17 protein-coding genes and 1 pseudogene are annotated in these 21,683 nt (G+C 38.3%); 3 read left to right on the top strand and 15 right to left on the bottom strand.

Annotated elements, in window-relative coordinates; genetic code table 11:
* Window positions 1–295: 295 nt before the first annotated feature.
* Window positions 296–943 carry a transcriptional regulator EfaR gene (gene efaR, locus I583_RS02000; protein WP_010762881.1) on the top strand — a complete coding sequence of 216 codons (648 nt, stop codon included), beginning with the start codon at window positions 296–298 and terminating at the stop codon, window positions 941–943.
* Between the two features lie 30 nt (window positions 944–973).
* Window positions 974–2,491 (top strand): glucose-6-phosphate dehydrogenase, encoded by a 1,518-nt coding sequence (gene zwf, locus I583_RS01995; RefSeq protein ID WP_010762880.1) that lies wholly within the window; start codon window positions 974–976, stop codon window positions 2,489–2,491.
* Window positions 2,492–3,056: 565 nt separating this feature from the next.
* Here zwf and lepB read toward each other — a convergent pair.
* The 9 genes from lepB to I583_RS01950 all read right to left on the bottom strand — a co-directional run bounded on the left by lepB (window position 3,057) and on the right by I583_RS01950 (window position 13,224).
* On the bottom strand, window positions 3,057–3,557 hold the full coding sequence (gene lepB / locus I583_RS01990; protein WP_081635857.1) for a signal peptidase I: 501 nt from the start codon (window positions 3,555–3,557) through the stop codon (window positions 3,057–3,059).
* A gap of 86 nt (window positions 3,558–3,643) precedes the next feature.
* A complete protein-coding gene (locus tag I583_RS01985) occupies window positions 3,644–4,312 on the bottom strand; it encodes a hypothetical protein (RefSeq protein WP_010762878.1) in 669 nt (222 codons plus the stop codon).
* Between the two features lie 17 nt (window positions 4,313–4,329).
* Entirely contained in the window at window positions 4,330–5,409 is a 1,080-nt protein-coding gene (locus I583_RS01980; RefSeq protein WP_010762034.1) for a WxLIP family cell surface protein, read from the bottom strand.
* A gap of 201 nt (window positions 5,410–5,610) precedes the next feature.
* Window positions 5,611–6,411, bottom strand: a complete 801-nt coding sequence (locus I583_RS01975) for a WxL domain-containing protein (RefSeq protein ID WP_010762035.1) — start codon at window positions 6,409–6,411, stop codon at window positions 5,611–5,613.
* 32 nt (window positions 6,412–6,443) lie between these two features.
* Window positions 6,444–7,181 carry a WxL domain-containing protein gene (locus I583_RS01970; protein WP_244264874.1) on the bottom strand — a complete coding sequence of 246 codons (738 nt, stop codon included), beginning with the start codon at window positions 7,179–7,181 and terminating at the stop codon, window positions 6,444–6,446.
* Window positions 7,182–7,240: 59 nt separating this feature from the next.
* Entirely contained in the window at window positions 7,241–7,555 is a 315-nt protein-coding gene (locus tag I583_RS01965) for an EF2685/EF0750 family sortase-dependent surface protein (RefSeq protein WP_010762877.1), read from the bottom strand.
* 18 nt (window positions 7,556–7,573) lie between these two features.
* Window positions 7,574–11,122, bottom strand: coding sequence for a MucBP domain-containing protein (locus tag I583_RS01960; RefSeq protein WP_016249888.1), 3,549 nt, complete (start codon window positions 11,120–11,122; stop codon window positions 7,574–7,576).
* A gap of 73 nt (window positions 11,123–11,195) precedes the next feature.
* Window positions 11,196–11,894 carry a winged helix-turn-helix domain-containing protein gene (locus I583_RS01955; RefSeq protein ID WP_010762874.1) on the bottom strand — a complete coding sequence of 233 codons (699 nt, stop codon included), beginning with the start codon at window positions 11,892–11,894 and terminating at the stop codon, window positions 11,196–11,198.
* A 166-nt stretch (window positions 11,895–12,060) separates the two neighbouring features.
* On the bottom strand, window positions 12,061–13,224 hold the full coding sequence (locus tag I583_RS01950) for a tyrosine-type recombinase/integrase (protein ID WP_010762873.1): 1,164 nt from the start codon (window positions 13,222–13,224) through the stop codon (window positions 12,061–12,063).
* A 549-nt stretch (window positions 13,225–13,773) separates the two neighbouring features.
* On the opposite strand from I583_RS01950, the pseudogene I583_RS01945 reads away from it, so the two are divergent.
* Window positions 13,774–15,073 (top strand): annotated as a pseudogene (locus I583_RS01945) (ISL3 family transposase).
* 129 nt (window positions 15,074–15,202) lie between these two features.
* On the opposite strand, the gene ileS reads toward I583_RS01945, so the two are convergent.
* The 6 genes from ileS to I583_RS01915 form a co-directional block, all read right to left on the bottom strand.
* Window positions 15,203–17,992: an isoleucine--tRNA ligase gene (gene ileS, locus I583_RS01940; RefSeq protein WP_010762870.1), complete on the bottom strand. Its 2,790-nt coding sequence runs from the start codon at window positions 17,990–17,992 to the stop codon at window positions 15,203–15,205.
* 569 nt (window positions 17,993–18,561) lie between these two features.
* Window positions 18,562–19,269, bottom strand: coding sequence for a DivIVA domain-containing protein (locus I583_RS01935; protein WP_010762869.1), 708 nt, complete (start codon window positions 19,267–19,269; stop codon window positions 18,562–18,564).
* A 19-nt stretch (window positions 19,270–19,288) separates the two neighbouring features.
* Window positions 19,289–20,071 (bottom strand): YlmH family RNA-binding protein, encoded by a 783-nt coding sequence (locus tag I583_RS01930; protein WP_010762868.1) that lies wholly within the window; start codon window positions 20,069–20,071, stop codon window positions 19,289–19,291.
* Between the two features lie 22 nt (window positions 20,072–20,093).
* Window positions 20,094–20,366: a YggT family protein gene (locus I583_RS01925; RefSeq protein ID WP_010762867.1), complete on the bottom strand. Its 273-nt coding sequence runs from the start codon at window positions 20,364–20,366 to the stop codon at window positions 20,094–20,096.
* A gap of 10 nt (window positions 20,367–20,376) precedes the next feature.
* Entirely contained in the window at window positions 20,377–20,982 is a 606-nt protein-coding gene (locus tag I583_RS01920; protein ID WP_010762866.1) for a cell division protein SepF, read from the bottom strand.
* A 13-nt stretch (window positions 20,983–20,995) separates the two neighbouring features.
* Entirely contained in the window at window positions 20,996–21,673 is a 678-nt protein-coding gene (locus tag I583_RS01915; protein ID WP_010762865.1) for a YggS family pyridoxal phosphate-dependent enzyme, read from the bottom strand.
* Window positions 21,674–21,683 lie beyond the last annotated feature (10 nt).

Genomic DNA, 21,683 nt, shown 5'->3' with positions numbered 1-21,683 from the left:
AATATTCAAGAGCCCTCGTATTTAAAAGCGAGACAGAATCCCTATTTTTCTCAAAAACCATAAATTCTAATCTATTTTTAACAATCCGTTTTTTATAAAACCACGTAAAAAACTTATCCACAGAAGATCAAAATAAATTTTTCTAGAAAACGTTATCAATTATGCGTTTGTTCCATATTTTAATAGTCAAAAAAATAAAATATCCATTTTTTTAAGATTAACATATTATTAAATGGTCAAAAAAACAATTTTCTGATAAACTTATTCTGATGGCTTCTTTGAAAGGATGAAATATATGACCCCCAATCGTGAAGACTACCTAAAACTAATCTTTGAATTAGGTGGCGATGAAAATAAAATCAACAATAAACAAATCGTCTCTGGTCTAGATGTCTCAGCGGCATCAGTGAGTGAGATGATTTCCAAACTAGTGAAGGAAAAATTAGTTGAACATTCACCTTATCAAGGTGTCCAACTAACAGATCTAGGACTAAAAAAAGCGAGTACGCTTATTCGCAAACATCGATTATGGGAAGTATTTTTAGTGGAACATTTAAACTACTCATGGAATGAAGTTCATGATGAAGCAGAAGTATTAGAGCATGTTACCTCACAAACATTAGCCAATCGTTTGTCTGCGTACTTGAATCAACCCAAATTTTGCCCTCATGGTGGTGTAATACCTGGAGATGATCAGCCTGTCCACGAAGAAAAGCGTCAAACTTTAATAGACTACCCTGTTGGGACTACAATTCGAATCGCACGTGTATTAGATGAAAAAGAACTACTGGACTACTTAGTATCAATCGACTTACAAATCCATGAAGAATATACAATCAATGAAATTGCCGCATATGAAGGCCCAATCAGTATCAGCAATAATAAAAAAGAATTGGCAATCAGCTATAAAGCAGCAAGTACAATTTTTGTTGATCGATTATAAAAAACACCACTATGAAAGCGGGGAAATGAAATGAACGAAAAGATAGCTTTATTTACTATATTTGGCGGCACTGGCGATTTAGCAAAAAGAAAACTTTACCCTTCTTTGTTCCGTCTATATCGTAAAGGAAATTTAGCGAACCACTTTGCGGTTATCGGCACTGCAAGAAGAGACTGGTCTGACGATCACTACCGTGAAATTGTTCGTGAAACGATTAAAGATCTTAATCCTACTGTAAAAGAGGCAGAAGAATTTTCAAGTCACTTTTACTATCAATCCCACAATGTCAATGATTCTGAGCATTACGATACTTTAAAAAAATTATCTGATACTTTAAACGATAAATACGAACTGGGTGGTAATCATATCTACTACTTAGCAATGGCACCTCAATTTTTTGGAACAATCGTACAACACTTAAAATCACAAGAAATTCTAACAGATAACGGATTTGATCGTTTAGTCATCGAAAAACCATTCGGCTCAGATTATGACTCTGCTTATCAATTAAACGAAGAAATTCGTGCTGTTTTCCCAGAAAAAGATATTTTTAGAATCGATCACTATTTAGGAAAAGAAATGATCCAAAATATTTCTGCGATTCGCTTTGCAAATAACATTTTTGAGTCACAGTGGAATAACCGCTATATCGATAATGTTCAAATTACATTTGCTGAAAGTCTTGGAGTTGAAGACCGCGGTGGCTATTATGAACACAGCGGTGCTTTAAAAGACATGGTCCAAAACCATATCTTGCAAGTTGTAGCATTATTAGCGATGGAGCCACCTGTTGCTTTTTCAGAAGCTGAAATTCGCGCTGAAAAAGTCAAAGCATTACAAGCAATTCGTCTTTATTCTGAAAAAGAAGCTTTGGAAAATTTCGTTCGTGGGCAATACGGTCAAGGTAAACTTGATGATCAAGAATTTGTTAGTTACCGTGAAGAGCCGAATGTAGATGAACACTCTCAAACTGAAACATTTGTTGCTGGCAAATTCCTAATCGATAATTTCCGTTGGTCAGGTGTGCCATTTTATATCCGTACTGGTAAACGTCTAACAGAAAAAGGCACACGTATCAACATCGTCTTCAAGCAAGTACCAGTCAATGTCTTCAAAGACGATATCGATAAATGTGGTGAAAAAACAGACTTACCGCCAAATGTCCTAACAATTTATATTCAACCTACTGAAGGTTTCTCAATGACCTTAAATGGTAAGGAAATTGGTCAAGGGTTTACAACAACTCCTGTAAAATTAGATTACCGCCATAGTGCGGAGACAACAGGCAATAGCCCAGAAGCTTATGAAAAGTTACTATTGGATAGCTTAAACGGCGACGGTACAAACTTCTCACACTGGGATGAAGTGGCTCAAGCTTGGCGTATTGTAGATATTATTCGTCAAGCTTGGGATAAAACCTCTGTAGACTTCCCTAATTACCCAGCAGGAACTATGGGGCCTGAGGCTGCATTTGATTTATTAAAACAAGATAATTTTACCTGGGATTGGCAACCTGATATTTGGTATCGTGAACGAGGAAAGCTTTAAAAAGTACAAAGAAACATCGACATATTTCTAAATAAAAAGACAACATGAAAAGATACCTTCTGTCATTGTAAGAGCGTGGGACAAAACTAAAGATTAGTTTTGTTTCGCGCTCTAAATCCGAATAAAAGGCGAGAAAAAAGCTACTCTCTCTTATTTCTCAGAGCTAAACGCTTTTTTCTCAGCCTCTTTTCTACATGTATGAAAAAACAGTGGCAATGCATAATGGAATTTTTAGTTTAAAATTGTATAAATCACAAAAATCATAGGTCTTTCTTTTTAGCACTTTAAGATAGTTGGCTAAACCTTCAAAAAATCTCTTTTCTGCATAGTATACATACCCCAAATAATATACTTTACGGTTTTACAAACAGATAGAAGAAATTGTTGGAAGTAGCATTCAAAAAGATAAGCGACATTTTTGAACTATTTTGCACAAAAAAAGATGTCAATGATTTCTCACCAACATCATAAAATATAGAGTAAAGCTACCTAAATAACTTGAACCATTAAGTCCCTCCTTATTGTTTATTCCTGATTTAAACTTGATAATAGATTCTCGTCTCCATCATCTGCTATTATAAACAAATCCAATCACCTTTTCTTTTGAAACCAATCCATAATGACGGCTGTCTGTCGCGTAGGGACGGTTATCTCCCAACACAAAATAATACCCCGCTGGGATCGTTCCTTTTTCTATCAAAAATGAGCCTAGTGTAAAGTCCTCTGTATAGTTCTTGCCATTTCTTTGGCTTTCATTCACTTCATCCACGATAAACTTCTCATCCATCGGCTGACCATTCACGAATAACTCATCCTCTTTAAAGGCAATACTCTCTCCTGGAAGTCCAATGATCCGAAGAACTTGTCTTTTTCCTGATCCGTTATTAAAAACCGCCAAATCAAATCGTCTGACCTCTTTGGTTTTCTTCACCAGTACATATTCGCCATTTCGGACTGTCGGACTCATCCCATATCCTGTTACTTTCATGAGGCTAAAGAAAAAAGAACACACTATCAAGGTGCTCCCAAGCCCAAAAAAGACAGCGACACACAAGTCTTTACCCATTTGTTTCAATGACGTCTTATATCGTCTTTGAACCCTGTCTCTACGCCTCTTTCTTTTTTGGGTATTCTTTTTTTTCGCCATACGGACTACTTGCTTTCTTTGAGAAGGGACTCATCTACTTTATAATAGGTAAATGCTGCTTTTTCATAGGTTTCTACCTTGGCACTATCTGTTAAAAATTCTTCGACTAAAGAGGGATTTTCATAAAAATTATTCGTTTGCGTACTGACGTTCATGCCTAATTCTTTTAATGCTTTATAATAACGGTTCAACACTAATTGCCCTTCTTCCGTATTCACTGAACTCGCTTTTTTAGTCCCGTAACTCGCCATTGACGTGCCTAAATACCGAATGTTTTTCTGCAGCTTTTCTTTGTCTTCTTGTTTGGCCTCAACTTCTGCCAGTTCCTTCTTAAAATCACGAAGCAAGTAGTACCCTTTCACTAAGGAATCGGAATCGTCTGTTCCTAACGTCATTGACTGGTAATAGGATAGACCCATTGCCCCTACTGAGAAACTGAGAAAAAGAACCAAGGACAGGACAAAAGCACGAATACTTTGGCGTTTTTGAGCCAACAGTTCTTGACGGATACGCCGGATACGCCTCTGCTTCTTCTTATTCCTGAGTTTCTTTATGGGAAGCTTCTTTAGTTGTCGTTGTTTAAGAAAGAATCTGTAAAGAAACAGACTTGCCCCTATCAAGGACAAGATCGCTAAAATGATGCCTCCAGTATATACATAATCCAATGTTGTCATCTGTTTTCAGCTCCTGTTCATTTACGGCTCTTTTTTCGTTTCTTTGTCTCTGCTTCTTTTTTCTTTCTAAAGAAAACCATCACACCAAATAAAAGCGCGGTAAAGAACACAATGCTTCCCACGATCCAGCCAATCATCGTCCAGTCCAGTCCTTTTTTCTGAACTAAGCCTACATCTCGCTCGTTAAATTGATTCGCTTCTTTATCTGTAATCGTAAAGTCTTTATCCCACGTCCATTTTTGATCTCCTGACGTAACTAAGATGGCCGCTTTGTATTTTCCTGGAACCATTTTTTCGCCATTCATACTGACAGGAAAATTAATAAATGAGTTGGGCGCCATTCGCATCGCCGTTTGTTTTCGTTCGTAAAGGACCTCTTTGCTTTTTTCTGACGTGATCTGCACCTCTGCAGTCAGATCATTCACATACGTTGCTGTAATGTTTGAAAAATGAACATACACCGTATTTCGGTAATTGCTTTGCCCGGCCATAACAGTGTTTAATGCCAGTTCCGGCGTGACAGGTTTGTCTGATTCCTGTAGTAAAACTCCAATCACATACGCATACTGATTAATGATTTTTGACCCTTTATCTGTTTCATCCGCTTGATCTTGGCCCGTTTTCATCAGCTGGATTCCGCCAGAAAGTACCCCTTCATACGCGGTTTCCGGCATTTGAATCGTCAGTTCGACCTCTTTTGTTTCCCCTGCTGCTAATGCGACTTTATCTGGTCCTGAAACGATTTTTTTGAAATCATAGGCCAAAGACGGATCATTTTTTAAGGACGAGTCTCCGTACTCAATCACTCCATTGGGGTTGGTTTTGGCACTATTTAAACTCACTGCCACCTCCACGTTTTCCTCGCTGGGATTATTTAACGTAATCGACAGAGTTTGTTTTTGATTTGGGGTCATTTTTAAATGGTAATACCCTATGTCTTTTTCCATCTGATTCTCTGGAAAATGGATACTGTAGCTAAAACCTGCCGCTCCTGCAGCGTTTGGTTTATTCTCTGCTTGTGCTGTTTGCGGGGATAAAAACCCAAAAATAGCTAAAATAAAGATCAAAAAGGTGATTCGTTTGTTTAAATAAGTCATACTGGCTCTCCTTCAATTGTGTTTTTGTTGTTATGTACTAAAGCGAACGTTTCGCTTCCATCTATTTCTATATCATAGTATTCTTCATAAAAAATTCAGGCTTCTAAGTATTTTTCTGACCCTGCACACGAGTGATAACGAATGAACAGGGTCAGTCCAATTACTTAAACCTGAATGTCTTTCTTTTACAGCTGATGTTGGTTAAACTGCTGCAACGATCTTCCATGTTACAACGGCATTATACGTATCTAACACCATATTTGAGGCTACGGTAGCAGGAACAGTCAACGTCACAGCTGTTTTATCCGTGCCTTTTGTGCCATCCGTTCCTGTATATTTATCACTTTGACCAAATTCCATCACGTAAGAGCCTTTTCCTTCAAGCTTTGCTTTATCAGCTGTCACGACTGTTTTAGCCCCACTATCTTTATCTAGTTCGAACGCTGTCGCTACATTTGAGGGCACTACATTTTCATTTGATGCCGCTGGGACAGCCATTCCATTTGTATAATTAAGTGTCGCTCCTGTTAAGGCGTTTGATGTATCAGGGGTCACACCGGTAAATTGTTTTGTTAATTCCGCCGTGATCGTATAGCCGTAAGTCCCGCCTGAACGAACGTCTGACCAGCCAACGATCGCACCACGTGTTTCTCCTTCTGATAATGTAATCGGTGCCGCATTGGCCTTTATTTCTGAACCAGAGGTTTTGATCGTCCCAAAGTTCATCACTGACACACGTTGCAACACTAATGAACCAGAATCTGGGTTAACTGAAATATCTGGATTTTCTGGAAGGTTTTCATCTGGTTTTTCTGGATCTGGGGTTGGATCTTCTGGACCAATCACCCCTTCTTCTACAATTGTTTTCCCTTTTGAATCAAGTTTTGTCTCTGGTGTTGGCTTGGGCGTTTCTTCTTCTGCTGCAGAAACACTCATTCCCCCTAATAGTACTGATGCTAAAAGAGTCACTGTTGCTAAAGTTCCTTTTGTCATTGCGTTCATTTTTGTTTCCTCCTATTTTCTGTTTTCATTTATTAAGGCAACTCGGCTAAGAGCCAAGTTATCTTCGTTTCATAATGGACCGGATGAATCACGGTCGTTTCTGGAATCGTCAGCGTAATCGCTGAATTTTGGTAGACGGGTTTATTGGACTCTTTCTCTAGAATCGGTTGCCCCGCTTCGTCTTTGACTGGGGTCAAGGTTGGCTTTTGATGCCCCGTGTTGGTATCAGAAGCCCCAAACGAAATGGTCCAAACCCCTTGGCCTGTCCCCGCAGCGGCTGTCGCCACTTCATAGGTGCTGCCTATAGTGTTCAGGGCAATGGTTTCTCTTGTCACCACAGGAGCCTCACTGGAACTGCTGGAATTGGCCCAGCCCTTGTCTAAGGACAGCACGGCGCCCTTTAGTTCTTGTTCTCCTGCTTCTTGAATGATGGGGTTGCGAAATTGTGTTTCTTGTTTCACCTGTAAGGACCAACCCGTACTAAGAGCCCGCTGGTCCGTTAGTTGAATATAGCTGCCTCTAGGTCCGATGTCTGTATAAAACTGTTGGGCTAACGCGGGATACACCCGATCTGTTTCACGAATTTTTCTTTCGCCAAACTGGAGTGGCGACACATAATCGATCCGCAATGGTCCTGATTCAGCCGTCCCAGGTCCCGGATCTGTCGGGACTTCCGGATTCTCCGGATCTTGGAGAGAGGCACCTCCGTCAACCACCGAAACCGTCCCGGACTGTTCAAGAGAAGTGTCCGCATGGACAATGGTTCCCATCAAGCCTACCGCCATAGCCCCCATTAGGAACAGCAGTCGGCTGAGGTTCAAATACCGTCTCATTGTTTCGCCTCCTTTCGATGCCGTCTCCATAGAAGCCATAACACAAGAAGCAGAAGGAATACAAGCCATCCTCCATAGTGTTGAAGGAGTTCTCCTGTCTGAGGGAAGAGACCTTTTCGTCCTTCTGGTTTTTTAACCAGTAAGTCAGATTCTGTCTCACTGATTCGAGTTGGACGTTCCTCTTCTTCATAGAATGAGATTTTCCCATCGACCGTGATCTGCCCCTCTGCCGCCGATACATCTCCCGCTATAAATAAAAAGCAGGCAACCAACAGGCTCGTGAATAAAATAACGTTTTTTTGTTCCTTCATTAAATCACTCCCCTTTCCTTATGGCTGTCCCGGCATGATCTTCCACGTGATCACGCCAGTATATTCACCGGTATAGACGGTTTCTGACGAGTCTAACTGAAACTTCACGCCGTCACTTCCTTTGGTCGTTCCCCAGTTTTCACTGACAGAATAGCTTTCTGGGATCGTGGGAGTAGTTGCGGTATACACGACTTGCGCATCTGAACTCAGCGTCTGTTCTTTGCCTTTATACACATAGCGCAGTGCGTTTTTCAATAACTTGTTGTCGACATTGGTCATCGGTGTCGTGACCTCAGCGGTCATGGTCCAGCCATCTGCTTTGTCCGAACGGGTATCTCTGACCACTAAAGGATCCACGTAGGACGGATTCTCCACTCGTTGGGTTTTGGTCGTGTACCGAATCGTACCAAAGTTTAAAACTTTTGGGACCGAGGTTAAACTAAGGGTACCGGAAAAGGTATAGGCGGCGGTCGTGCCGCCTTCAGCCACAGTGAGCGCTGTTTCATTAGCAGGACGTGTCACGAGATACCCTTTGTCTGTTAGGCTTTTCACCGCTGTTGTGACAGCTGGAAGTTTGGTCAGATCCACTTTACTGCCCACTTCATACGTTTCTGTCACAATTGGCGCATGAAGCTCCGTTCCTTTGTCACTTTTAAAGGTGACTGTGATCGGTTGCTTGTTTAGTACGGTCAATTGTCCTTCCGACGTTACCGTCAAATCTGTTCCAGCCGCAGTCGCCGGCCACTTGATTGGAACTCCTTGTGGGGCATCCTTTGACGCAATGAGGCTATAGGTATGCATTTTATAATACCGACCGGGAGCGAGCGTTGAGGCAAAACGTCCCATATTAAACGAAAGTGTCCCTGTCCCAATCGTTAGCTTATCATCTGGAATTGATGTTTTCCCTTCCATAAAGGAACCAGGTTTAAAAACAAAACCTTTCGGAATTGGTGCAGTTAAGGTGATGTTTTCCCACCCTTTTACTTCTACTGTATAACTCGTCTTAATATTCACCTTAAGCTCATGCCCAGTTTCAGTCGTTGTGACTCCTATGGTACCGGCTGTCACGTCATCAAACGTAATGGTTTGACTACCAATCATGTTAGCTTTGTAATGCAGGTTCAGTGTAAGATCTTCCACCCCGACTGTGCCACTAGCTGGGTCTACTCGTACAAATGTATACCCCGTGATTTCTTTTTTATAGGTTTCTACATTATAAGTATCTCCTACGGACAGTGTTTCTTCTTTGGTTTCTATCACCTGATTTTTGTCATCTAGATAGTTGATTGTCGCTGTTATAGTAGTTTTATACTGAAAAGTATAGGCAGCGGTCGTACCGCCTTCGGTCACAGTGAGCGCTGTTTCATTGGCAGGACGTGTCACGAGATACCCTTTGTCTGTTAGGCTTTTCACCGCTGTTGTGACAGCTGGAAGTTTGGTCAGATCCACTTTACTGCCTACTTCATACGTTTCTGTCACAATTGGCTCATGAAGCTCCGTTCCTTTGTCGCTTTTAAAAGTGACTGTGATTGGCTGCTTTTTTAGTACAGTCAATTGTCCTTCCGATGTTACCGTCAAATCTGTTCCAGCCGCAGTCGCCGGCCACTTGATTGGAACTCCTTGTGGGGCATCCTTTGACGCAATGAGGCTATAGGTATGCATTTTATAATAACGACCTGGGGTGAGCGTTGAGGCAAAATTTCCCATATTAAACGAAAGTGTCCCTGACCCAATCGTTAGCTTATCATCTGGAATTGATTTTTTTCCTTCCATAAAGGAACCAGGTTTAAAAACAAAACCTTTCGGAATTGGTGCAGTTAAGGTGATGTTTTCCCACCCTTTTACTTCTACTGTATAACTCGTCTTAATATTCACCTTAAGCTCATGCCCAATTTCAGTCGTTGTGACCTCTGTGGTGCCAGCTGTCACGTCATCAAACGTAATGGTTTGACTACCAGTCATGTTGGCTTTGTAATGTAAGTTCAGTGTGAGATCCTCCGCCCCGACTGTGCCACTAGCCGGGTCTACTCGCACAAATGTATACCCCGTGATTTCTTTTTTATAGGTTTCTACATTATAAGTATCTCCTACATACAGTGTTTCCTTTTTAGTTTCTATCACCTGATTTTTGTCATCTAGATAGTTAATCGTAGCCGTTCTAGCCGTTTTATAATGAAATGTAATCGTGATAGGTGTATTCCCAACCAAACCCTTTCCCGGATCATCCACTCGGTCAAATTTGTATCCGGTGAACTCTTTTTTAAAATCGAGTGGATTATAAGTGTCTCCTGTAAATAATGTATCGGTCACTGACTCAAGCGTTTTACCTGCATCATCGACATACTTATACATCACAGCTCTAGCTTTTTGTTCTGTGACAGATATTTCCAAATCGGATGACCCGATTTCATTTGGTCTCAGTATCGCTTGAGGATATAAATAAAGCCAGCCGGGATGATTCAGATAGGGATATTGAGTATCTGCTGCAATATCAACTGTTTCTTTTATTGGGTACATAACCCGCCAGTCTCGTCTAAAATAATTAGAAATCATTGCATAAGCATCATCATTTCCAATAAAAGAAACAGGAGGATTAGTTGAATTATCTCCATAATTTCCTCGATAAAAATATAAATAATAATTTTCCCCATCAAGAAGTCTTGTTGCTACCTTGTTTGTCTCTTGTTTAAAATAAAGACCTTCATTATTTCCTAGTGAATACATCATAGACTCTGTGTGCTTACCTTGAATATCCATATGTACACCATATGTTGATCCAAATAACCGGTTAACTGATTCTGTATTATAATATTTCATAGTAAATCGAATCCTACCCTTATTATTCACAGGTTTACCAGAGATTCGAACAGGAACTTTTAACCTTAATGCTTCTGTACTATCGTAAAGCTTTAAATAACCATAAGCATAAATTTCATGTTTTGCATTATTCGTCATTAACTTTTCAATAGTACCTATTTTAACTGAAGGAGTAATTCTACTAGGGGTAACAGTAGAACTTGCAGGATCCCCTGTGGCCCAGGCTACTTTGCCATTAGCAACGAACGGTAATGCTAAATCAAATCCAGAACCTAAATTCCCACCTCCAGGATATTCATTAATATAATCAAATCCATAACCAACCATTACGTCCGTAGGACCTTTCCCTCCAACAACTGATGGGAAATTCACACCCGTTTGACTTAAAAGTTTCCCAGTTGTTCCAGCTGTTCCAGCTTCAAAAGAGGCTTTTTTATCATTTTTATCAACCCCTCCAAAAACCATATAATAATCTCTTTTTAGTTTTTTATCTCCTGTGAGTCCTGAGACATCTATGGGAACTGCTGTGTTCTTCGTCTGTGAAACAGCTCCCTCAAGCTCCCCTGGACTATCAAAAATCGTCCAATCAAATCCCGCTACTCTTGTCAAAGGGGATTCTACTCCTGTAAACACTTCACTTATTTCTTCTGGATCTAGATCATGAGCAAATGCTGGTTCGTAAAAAAGACCGCTTACTCCGATAACTCCAATTACTATACCTGCAATTAAGCTATTTTTAAACTTTTTCATAAAAACCTCCATCTAAGTTAGAAGCAATATAATATCTATACTTCTAGCTATTTTACTTTTTCTAAAACCAGTTTTACTCAAAGCATCCGCTACAAAAAACATACCCAATCGTGCGGATCGTTTTTAAATACTTAGGATGGGCTGTACTTTTCTCTATCTTAGTCCGAATGAGAAAGACTAAATTTGCTACGCGGTAGCGTTGATTGCCCATTTCCTGTTGCCACAAAACTTGATAAATTTCTTCATAGGTCGCCCCCTGTTCTTTTTTACTTTTCAAGTAACTTACTAGCTTATATTCTAGCGGTGTCAGAAGGACTTCCTGCTCGTTTTCTAAACGGATAGAATGATTATAGACGTTTAATTGAAGTCCGCTCCCTACCTTTTCTTCTAAAACAGCTTGCCTCAACCCCACTCTTGGTTGGAGGAGATTGGAAACAATGATTCCAAATTCATTCGGCTTGATCTGATTATCAAAGACGATCGTCGCCCCCAATTGTAAATAAATCAACCGCTCCATCGGCGTACTCTGTTGTAATAGGATAAAGATCAGCGGGACTTCACTTTCTTTAAGACGAAAAAGTAACTCACAAATTTTTCCCAAGGATTCCCCACTGTTGCCTACCGAATGATCGAGAATCACTGCTTCTAGTGTTGTTTGTTTGTCTTTGTCTAGTTCTTTCTCTAATGGATAGAAGGTGCATTCTTTTTCCTTGAGTACTTCTATATATGATGAATAGGAATTTTCATATTGATATAAACCAATCGTACTCATTTAATTCGTCCGCCTTTCTTCTATTATTTTTTTTTGCTATACTACGTAGATAGAAAACAATCGCTTTTCTACTATTATTTTTCTCAGAATTAGTCATTATAAGAAGAAATGCTCTAGTCGTTATAACACGCTGCTTTTTTAGCTGTGATGACGCTTTTTTTGACGGTTATTCTTCTAAATTCAGTTCGGCATCCAGAATGGAAATGGCCTTTTCTCTGGTTTCCCATAAAGAACTGGCATACGTATCTAAGGTCAGCTTGATCGATTGATGGCCTAGTAAACGGCTTAAGGTGGCAATATCGCTTCCATTTTCAATACACCGTGTCGCAAAGGTATGCCTTAAAGCGTGGAAATGGATCGGCTCTATGTCAGCTTTGGCAAGGGTCTTTTTAAACCAATAATTGATCAGTCTAGGTTCTGCGTATGAGTGTTTATAGTTGATCACATAGGTACTGACCGCCTCCGCTTTTTTCTTTGTTAAGTAAGTAAGTAAATTTTGGGCAATCGGTATTTTCCGCACCGAACTTTTTGATTTGGGCAGATCAAATACAATCTCTGTCTTGGTTGTTTTTCCTGGCACAGACACTCTCTGGATTGTGCGGACCACTTGGATCGTTTTGCTTTCTAAATTGATATCGGACCACGTTAAAGCCCCGATTTCACCAATCCGCATGCCGGTGTACAACGCGATAATGATCGGTGAGCACCCTGGCTCTTTCAGGGCAGCTTTTTCTAATATTCGTTGTTGTTCCCGAGTTAAAATGGCGATATCTTTTTTCCGGATCGCTGGCAGGACAATGCCGTCACACGGGTTTTCTGGAATGGCTTTTTCAAAGTAGGCTTTATTCATGGCACTTTTAAAGATCGTCAAGACATTATGGATCGTGGTCAGACTTAATTCTTTATCCGATAAAAGAAGCATTAACGCTGTGATGTCTTTTTTCTCAATATGAAGTAATTTTTTCTTTCCTATATAAGGCAAGATATGTTTGCGCATTTTTGTTTGATACGACGCATAGGTCGACTGTTTGATTTGACGAACGATTAAGTGATCCAACCAGTACACGAGCCATTCCTCTACTGTCCCTTGAAATTGGGTCGTAAGCTGCTTTGAAAAAGTCTGGCGTGCTTTTAGACGTTCTAAGGTTTGTTTGACCTCCCTATATTTTTGACCGTAAATGTAGCCGTAGAGCAGTTTTCCTTGTTCATTTCGCCCTTTTCGGTAGCGCCCTTCCCAGCGGCCATCTTTTCGCTTATAAATATTTTCGCCTTTTTTAGTTATCGTAAGTTCCTCCTTCGTTTGACGAGAGAATTGACGGCTAGAAATCACAAAAAACCGTTTTTTTCATATTTTTTTCATTTTTACCCAATAATAAAACGATAAAAATTAAAGAACTTTTGTTTTTTTGTTATAGACTTTTCGTTTTCTTTGTATTAGAATAGAATTTAACGAACAAAACCGTTTATTTATAACAAAAAGAACTAAATTTTCTTTCTCATAATGACTAATTCTGAGAAAAAAAAACCTAGTTCTATTTTGTTTTATTTATGTTTATAAAAAGAGTATACCAAAGAAAAATACAACAGGGTGTCTCTTTGGAGCGCTTACATTTTTCTTTGGTGTTTTTTTATTAAAAAAATAAATAAAAACCATTACGTGCGTATAAAAATGATTGACTGAAACTGTTTATCACTATTGACCATTTTTATTTATTTTTGATTTCTACTATAAACTTGAATAGGTAACAAAAAAAGGACTCTATACTTTCTGATGTTGGTGAGAAATCACCGGCATCTTTTTTAATGCAAAATAATAGAAAAGACATCCTGTTTTCCTTTAGAATTAAGTCGACGAAAACCAATCAAAAGGGAAAACAAGATGTCCTATACAAATCTTATCAAAGAAACCTTAGATATTCTAGACTTAAACATCACTTTTAATGAAAATGGCTTAAAAAAAGAACGAATCAAAGAAAGAATCTGTCAGGTCTTCTCTGGTACGCTCGATTATTCAGCTCACGCTTGTCCACATTGTGAAGCAGAAGATAAAGTCGCGATTATTCGTTGGGGCTTTACAAGCTGTCTGATTTTATTGAATGATGTTTCGGAGTATCAAACGTATCTACGCTTGAAGAAACGCCGTTTCTTCTGTCAATCCTGCAATCGATCGTTCGTTGCTGAAACGAGTCTTGTTGAAAAACATTGTTCGATTTCAACTAAAGTGAAGCTATCTATTGCCGATCGGCTCAGAAAAACCACTTCGATGAGTGAAATTGCGCGTCAAAAGAAGGTCTCAGTTTCCTCTGTTTACCGTGTCTTGAAACGATTTTATGAACCGAAAAAAATCAATTACCTTACCTGAAGTCCTTTGTTTTGATGAATTCAAATCAGTTAAGCAAGTCGCGGCTTCTATGAGTTTCATCATGATGGATGGGCAAACAAAGCAGTTAATTGATGTTGTTGAAAACCGTCAGCTTCCTTTTCTAGAGCGTTATTTTTCACGATTTCCTTTGTCTGTTCGTAAAACGGTAAAGTATATTGTTTGCGATATGTATGCACCTTATTTTTCTCTCGTCAAAAAGTTATTTCCGATGGCTCAGATTATTCTTGATCGCTTTCATATTGTCCAACTCATCGGTCGAACCTTTTTAAAACACCGTATTCAGAGAATGAACACGTTTCTTCATCAGGGAAATACAGAAGCGAAAAAGTATCGACACTTGAAGAAATACTGGAAACTTCTTCAAAAAAATCAATCGAAACTTGATTTTGAAAAACGCCTTTGGCGTTCTTCATTCCGTGCTTATTTAACTGAAACAGAAGTCGTTGATCGATTACTTGCGTATGATGACGAGTTGAAAAGTGGCTACACCTGTTATCAGGACTTTCTTTATGCCGTACAGACAAGAGATTTCGCTCGGTTTTATGCACTATTAGACGAAGATTTCCGCCGTCTTCCTACCTACTATCAAACGACTATTGGTACTTTTAAGAAGTACCAAAATGAAATTAAAAATGCGCTAGAATTGCCTTATTCTAATGGACCATTAGAATGTTTAAATAATCATATTAAAGTGTTGAAGAGAAATGCTTACGGGTTTCGTAACTTTTACAATTTCAAATTGAGAATTTCTTTGTGTTTTGGCACAATTCTTTTTCAAGAAAACAAAAAAACCTAAAGGAAGTTTCCTCTAGGAATCATGATAATCGATTTAATTCTTTAGATTTTCTTCACCAACATTAGTTGACAAAGAGCCAAAAAAAGTATTAAACAATTTCTACTTAATACTTTTTTGTTAACAAGTTAATTATTCTTCGAATCCTTCAGCTACCGCTTCTGGATAATTTTCTTCAACAATTTTAGCACAACGTCCACATAAATGTGGTAATTTTTCATCCTCACCAACATCTGTGCGTACTGCACGACAACGGTCACACGTTTCACCTGCAGCTTTTTCCACAAGAATCGACATATCATCGAATTTTTCAACATTTTCAGGAACTTCTGCTGCTAAAGAAGCCACCTCAAAACCAGAAACAATCAATAATTGAGCAACATCTGCATCGACAGCTGTTAATAGCTCGCGGATTTGTTCGTTAGGATAAACTGTTACTTTAGCTTCTAACGATTTACCGATCAATTTAGAATTACGTGCTTCTTCTAAAGATTTTAGTACATTATCTCTAAAGTCCATAAACGCTGCCCAAGTGTCTAACAACTCTTGTTGGTTCGCAAACTCTTCATATCCTGGAAATTCAGCTAACTGAACATAATCTTCCTCTTCTTTTAGGAAGCTCCAGATTTCTTCAGAAGTATGCGGAATAATTGGCGTTAACAATTTGGTTAATGCAACAGCTGTTTGGTAGAACACAGTTTGCATGCAACGACGTTGATAGTTATCTTCTGCTTCAATGTAGACAACATCTTTGGCAAAATCTAAATAGAATGAAGATAGATCAACTGTTAAGAAATTCATCACTGAACGGTAGATTTGCATGAAATTGTATTTTTCATAGCCTTTTTCACGAATTTCTTGAATTACTTGATTTAAACGAACGATCATATATTTATCCACAGAACGTAATTCCTCATAAGAGACGGTATGTTCTTTTGGTTCAAAATCACTCGTATTCGCTAATAAGAATCGCATTGTATTACGGATTTTACGATAAACTTCGGAAACTTGATTCAAAATGTCCATTGAAACGCGTACATCCGCTTCATAATCAACACTACTTACCCACAAACGCAAAATATCCGCACCCATTTGTTTGATCACTTTATCAGGTAAAATTGTGTTACCTAAAGATTTACTCATTTTACGGCCTTCGCCATCCAACGTAAAACCTTGCGATAAAACAGCTTTATAAGGTGCTACGCCATTGATTGCTACACTTGTCGTAATACTTGAATTAAACCAACCACGGTATTGATCAGAGCCTTCTAGGTACATATCAGCTGGGAAAGTTAGTTCTGGACGCTCACGCAAGACAGCTTCATGAGATGAACCCGAATCAAACCAAACATCCATGATATCATTTTCTTTTGTAAATTCACCATTTGGAGATCCTGGATGTGTAAAGCCTTCTGGTAGTAATTCTTTTGCCTCACGTTTGAACCAGATGTTTGATCCATGTTCAGCAAATAAATTGGCTACATGATCGATTGTTTCAGGCGTAATGATTGCTTCACCATTTTCAGCATAGAAAATTGGCAATGGAACACCCCACGCACGTTGACGAGAAATAACCCAGTCGCCACGGTCACGAATCATATTATATAAACGTGTTTTTCCCCAAGGAAGAATCCAATCAACTTTTTCTACTTCATCTAAGATATTTTGACGGAATTTATCGATTGAGGCAAACCATTGCGGCGTTGCACGATAAATAACAGGTTTCTTTGTACGCCAATCATGCGGATAACTATGTGTAAAGAAATCCAATTTTAATAATGCGTCTTTTTCATCAAGTAATGCTGTAATCATTGGGTTTGCTTTATCGTAGAAAACTCCCTCAAAGCCAGGTGCTTCGTCAGTAAAGACACCACGATTATCCAAAGGTGAAAGAATGTCTAAATTATACTTTTTGCTTACGATATAATCTTCCTCACCATGACCAGGTGCTGTATGAACTAATCCAGTACCCGCATCCAATGTTACATGATCCCCTAACATCACTAATGATGTACGATCATAAAATGGATGCTGTGCTGTCATACATTCCATATCTTTACCAGAAATCGTTTCAAGTACTTCAACATCATCCCAGCCGATTGCTTCTTTAACAGTTTCCAAAAGATCTTTAGCAACAACGTATTTTTTGCCATAAGCTTTTACTACAATATATTGATAATCAGGATTTACTGAGATTCCTAAGTTTGCAGGAAGCGTCCAAGGTGTTGTTGTCCAGATCACAAATGATGTATCTGTGTCTAAAATGCCTTTACCATCAACGACTTTAAAGGCTACATAAATAGAGGCAGATTTTACATCTTTATATTCGATTTCAGCTTCAGCTAATGAAGACTCACTTGATGGAGACCAGTAAATTGGTTTTAATCCTTTGTAGATATAGCCTTTTTCAGCCATTTTTCCAAATACGCGAATCTCAGCTGCTTCGTATGATGGGTCCAATGTAACATAAGGATTTTCCCAATCTCCAGCAACACCTAAGCGTTTGAAATCAGCACGTTGTGTGTCTACTTGCGAACGTGCATATTCTTCACATTTTTCCCGGTACTCCGCTAATGTCATTTCTTTTCTTTTGATCCCTTTATTTGTTAGTACTTGTTCGATTGGTAACCCATGTGTATCCCAACCAGGGACATAAGGCGAACGGAATCCTGACATAGATTTTGAACGGATAATGATATCTTTACTGATTTTGTTTAATGAATGACCTAAATGGATATTCCCGTTAGCATATGGCGGTCCATCATGAAGAACAAATGTTGGTTTGCCCTCGTTTAATTCTTGACGTTTTTCATAGATCTTTTGTTCTTCCCAATCTTTTTGCCATTCTACCTCACGGTTTGGCAAATTTCCACGCATTGGAAAAGCTGTTTTTCCCAATTGTAATGTTTCTTTCATTTTCATTATCATTTCCTCGCTTTCATTTCTAAATGTTGATTGAAAAATAAGTTACAGTGTTAACTAGTTTAAACTAATCCTTACTAAGTTTTTCAACAGGTATTTTGGTGGTTCAATAGTAAGGAAACTTCTCTCACTTCACACGCCTTGTACTGTTCATCTCTTCGTGTATTCTTTGAATTTAGCTCTTACGAAGTCAGAACTTAACTTGTATTGTATATTAGCTACTCATTCTGTTTTTGTGATTCACTAGTATGGAAACTTCTCTCACTAGGTTCGCCAAGTACTGTTCATCATCCACTCTGGCAGAGCCAATCGTGGTGATTCACAGCAAAACAAAAAGTACCTCCATCCCAAGGGACGAAAGTACTCGCGTTACCACCCAAATTTAAAACAATCGATCAACTCAATTATTTCCTCTGTTAATTGTTAACGAAATCACTCGTCAAGTTTTACTTGATTCAAACTTGAGTAAAATAGAGGATCTTTTCAATACCAGGATCTGTCAAACTTTCACTATCATTGACTCGCTAAAAGAATGGTTATTGACTTTTCTGTTCTATTTATATACGAAATTATTTAGGATCTTTATTTAATAAATCAAGCATTGCTTTTGGATCCATTGCAGCTTGTTCAAGTGTTGGTTCTTCTTCAGCAACTGTAACTGACTCTGCAACTACGTCGTCACTTTTATCAAGTTCTTGCGCCAGTACTTCTTTGATAACAGTATGGGAATCACTTACGTAACTTGAGAATGGTTTTAATAATTCATTCCATTCTTCACTCTTCACTTGTTCTAGTTGTGCTTCTAACATCAAACTTAAACGTTGGTGGAAGACACGTGTTTTCTTCTTCAAGTCGTCTGTTTCAGCAGCCAATTGACGAGCTCGATCAGTCGCATCCGTTAGAATTTCTTTGGCTTTTTCTTCAGCAGATGTAATAAGATTGCTTGAGCGTTTTTCAGCAGAAGAAATCATTTCGTTCGCTGTATTTTCAGCCGAAGTAACGATTACCTCTGATTCTTTATTCGCACTCGTTTTTACTTTATCCGCAGTATCTTGCGCTACAATAATCGATTGATTCAATGCATCTTTTAATTCATTGAAATATTGTAATTTTTCTTCAGCATGTTTTAATGATTTTTCAAGTTCACGTGTTTTTTGAAGAGAATCTTCATAATCTTTCGTTACTTGATCTAAGAAATCATCGACATCGTCTTGGTTGTAACCTCTCATTTTTGTAGAGAAATTCTTATTTTGAATATCTAATGGAGTTAATGCCATATTCCTTCACCTCTTTGGATTATTTTCGTAGAACTCCCAGTAACAAACGAAACTTGTCCTTTTTCGTCTTTCCCTCTAACTCTTGAATTTGGATTCGGCCAAAACCTCTAATAGATACGATATCTAACAGATCCACTAGAAAATCTGGTCTTGTATTTTCCGTCCAATTCACTTTTACTTTTCCAGATTCAATCAATTGTTTTGATCTCTGTCTAGATATATTATATACGCTAGAGATCAAATTATCCAGACGTAGCGAACTTATTGTTGTTCGTTCGTGTGTCCAGTCATCTTTAGGACGTATGATCTCTGTATATTTTCGTTTTTCTAATCTTACAGAAATTTTCCCGATTTTTTCTACCTGAGTTACAATAAAATTTGCTATTTCCTTCGCAACAAACACTTGCCATCTGTCACTATCAGAAATGATATCACCAAAATATTCTCGTTTGATCCCAGTATTAAGTAAGGTACCCAACACCTTACCATGAGACAATGTAGAAAATTTTACAGGATAAACGATTTCTAATACTTCTACTTCAAAATCTTCCTCTTTTGGTTCATAATAATCAGGATAAATCAGACAACGTTTTCGTTCAGCTTGTTCATATCCACCGTAAAACTGAAATTCAAGCTCACTATTTTGTCGTATCAACGTTTCCAAAATATAAGCTTGCCTAGGATCTAAAAAATCTGATAAGTAAGGAGCGTATTGACTTTCAACTTGTTCTAACCAATCTCCTACAGAATCAATAAAAGGATGTTCATCTTTTCGAAAATGTTGATACACATTTGCGTTCATAGATAAACCATCCTTTCTTTTATTAATACAAGATTGATTGTAAAATCCGTCCCAGTCCACTCGCAGCTAAATTCAACACAATGATTGCAATCATTACATTAAAACCAACCATACCTATGCTCAAATTCAATCGATCAAACAAACTTAAGTAAGGTTCAGAAATTCTTGAAATCAAACGGCCAAACGTAGAATCATATGCTCCTGGAAACCAAGATAATAATGCATATATGATTAAAACACCTGAATAGATTTGAACACCTTTATATAATAGAAATATAAATAGAGCGATACTCATTACCTCCTAACTAAAAATCAAACATTTGTTTCTTAGCTAACGATTGTGCAGTGGCACTATCGATTTCTATGTTTGATGGTGTGCAAAGAAAAATTTCATCGCCTACGCGTTGAATGTCTCCGTCTAATGCATAAACAGTTCCTGTAAGAAAGTCAACAATTCTTCTTGCTTGATTCTCTTCCACTAAATGAAAATTAATCAATACAGCATCACTTGCAATAATATGTTTAGCAATATTCATTGCTTCAGAATAAACTCGTGGTTCAATTATTGTAATTTTTCCAGGTTTACTTGAATTATGTGTATCTTGCGATCGTTTAGAATTTGAGTTATTAGAACTACGCATGGAGACAACCTTTTGTTCATTAAATGCTGTTTCCTGACGGCTTTCTTTTTTATCTTGATGCGTTTCTGTTGAACGATAACGAGCAGATGGTTTTTCAGTTAAAGGCTCAGTTGCAGTCGGTCTTTGTACCTGTGCTTGTGTTTGTCGAACCGTCTGTCTTGGTTGTTCGTTGACAACCTTTTGTTCCTCGTATTCATCATAATTATCATATTCATCTTCACCAGATAATCCAAAAAAGCTCGATAACGCATTTTTACTAAAAATTGACATAGATTCCCCTCCTTTACGCACCTCTAAATATTGCTGTTCCGATTCGTACAAAAGTTGCACCTTCTTCAATAGCGATTGGGAAATCATTACTCATTCCCATGCTAAGCTCTGTACACGGTGCATATGACAGATGCTGATTATTTATTGCTAATTGCAGTTTTTTTAGCTGAGAAAACACTTCATGAAGAACTTGTTCAGAAGCATCCAACGGCGCCATAGTCATTAATCCTACGACCTTTATGCGATCAAACTCAGCTAATTGATTTATAAAATCAAAAACTTCCTCTGATCTGAACCCGTGTTTACTTGCTTCACCAGTAACATTCACCTCAACGAAACAGGAAATTTGCTTCTCTGATCGCTTTTGAATTTCTTCTGCTAATTTTAAACTGTCCAAAGCGTGAAAATAATCTATCTCATTTATTATTGATTTTACCTTCCTACGCTGTAAATTACCAATCAAATGCCACTTAATAGACGAAAAATTTTTAAGGGCTTCTTTTTTTTCCAGTAATTTATCGACTCGGTTCTCAGCCATATTCTTGATACCAAGTTCAGCAAGTTCCTTGGCACTATCATTTCCCACTGATTTAGTCACGGCAATCATCGTTACATCATTGTCTGACCGCGCTGCTTTTTGGCATGCTAGCCGAATTTCTTGATTTATTTTTTCTAAGTTATCAACTAGCATGATCAAAAGT

Origin of the sequence: Enterococcus haemoperoxidus ATCC BAA-382, assembly GCF_000407165.1 — a bacterium.
GTDB lineage: Bacteria > Bacillota > Bacilli > Lactobacillales > Enterococcaceae > Enterococcus_L > Enterococcus_L haemoperoxidus.
Note: the sequence above shows the minus strand (reverse complement) of the source record. Positions and strands in the feature narration are given on the sequence as shown.

Coding starts and splice junctions, on each gene's coding strand:
- ileS (WP_010762870.1), bottom strand. CDS start 17,992: ATGAAAATGAAAGAAACATTACAATTGGGAAAAACAGCTTTTCCAATG.
- I583_RS01935 (WP_010762869.1), bottom strand. CDS start 19,269: ATGGCATTAACTCCATTAGATATTCAAAATAAGAATTTCTCTACAAAA.
- I583_RS01965 (WP_010762877.1), bottom strand. CDS start 7,555: ATGAAGGAACAAAAAAACGTTATTTTATTCACGAGCCTGTTGGTTGCC.
- I583_RS01955 (WP_010762874.1), bottom strand. CDS start 11,894: ATGAGTACGATTGGTTTATATCAATATGAAAATTCCTATTCATCATAT.
- I583_RS01975 (WP_010762035.1), bottom strand. CDS start 6,411: ATGAACGCAATGACAAAAGGAACTTTAGCAACAGTGACTCTTTTAGCA.
- I583_RS01985 (WP_010762878.1), bottom strand. CDS start 4,312: ATGACAACATTGGATTATGTATATACTGGAGGCATCATTTTAGCGATC.
- I583_RS01960 (WP_016249888.1), bottom strand. CDS start 11,122: ATGAAAAAGTTTAAAAATAGCTTAATTGCAGGTATAGTAATTGGAGTT.
- I583_RS01925 (WP_010762867.1), bottom strand. CDS start 20,366: ATGAGTATCGCTCTATTTATATTTCTATTATATAAAGGTGTTCAAATC.
- I583_RS01970 (WP_244264874.1), bottom strand. CDS start 7,181: ATGGGAACCATTGTCCATGCGGACACTTCTCTTGAACAGTCCGGGACG.
- I583_RS01920 (WP_010762866.1), bottom strand. CDS start 20,982: ATGTCAATTTTTAGTAAAAATGCGTTATCGAGCTTTTTTGGATTATCT.
- efaR (WP_010762881.1), top strand. CDS start 296: ATGACCCCCAATCGTGAAGACTACCTAAAACTAATCTTTGAATTAGGT.
- I583_RS01980 (WP_010762034.1), bottom strand. CDS start 5,409: ATGACTTATTTAAACAAACGAATCACCTTTTTGATCTTTATTTTAGCT.
- zwf (WP_010762880.1), top strand. CDS start 974: ATGAACGAAAAGATAGCTTTATTTACTATATTTGGCGGCACTGGCGAT.
- I583_RS01915 (WP_010762865.1), bottom strand. CDS start 21,673: ATGCTAGTTGATAACTTAGAAAAAATAAATCAAGAAATTCGGCTAGCA.
- lepB (WP_081635857.1), bottom strand. CDS start 3,557: ATGGGTAAAGACTTGTGTGTCGCTGTCTTTTTTGGGCTTGGGAGCACC.
- I583_RS01930 (WP_010762868.1), bottom strand. CDS start 20,071: ATGAACGCAAATGTGTATCAACATTTTCGAAAAGATGAACATCCTTTT.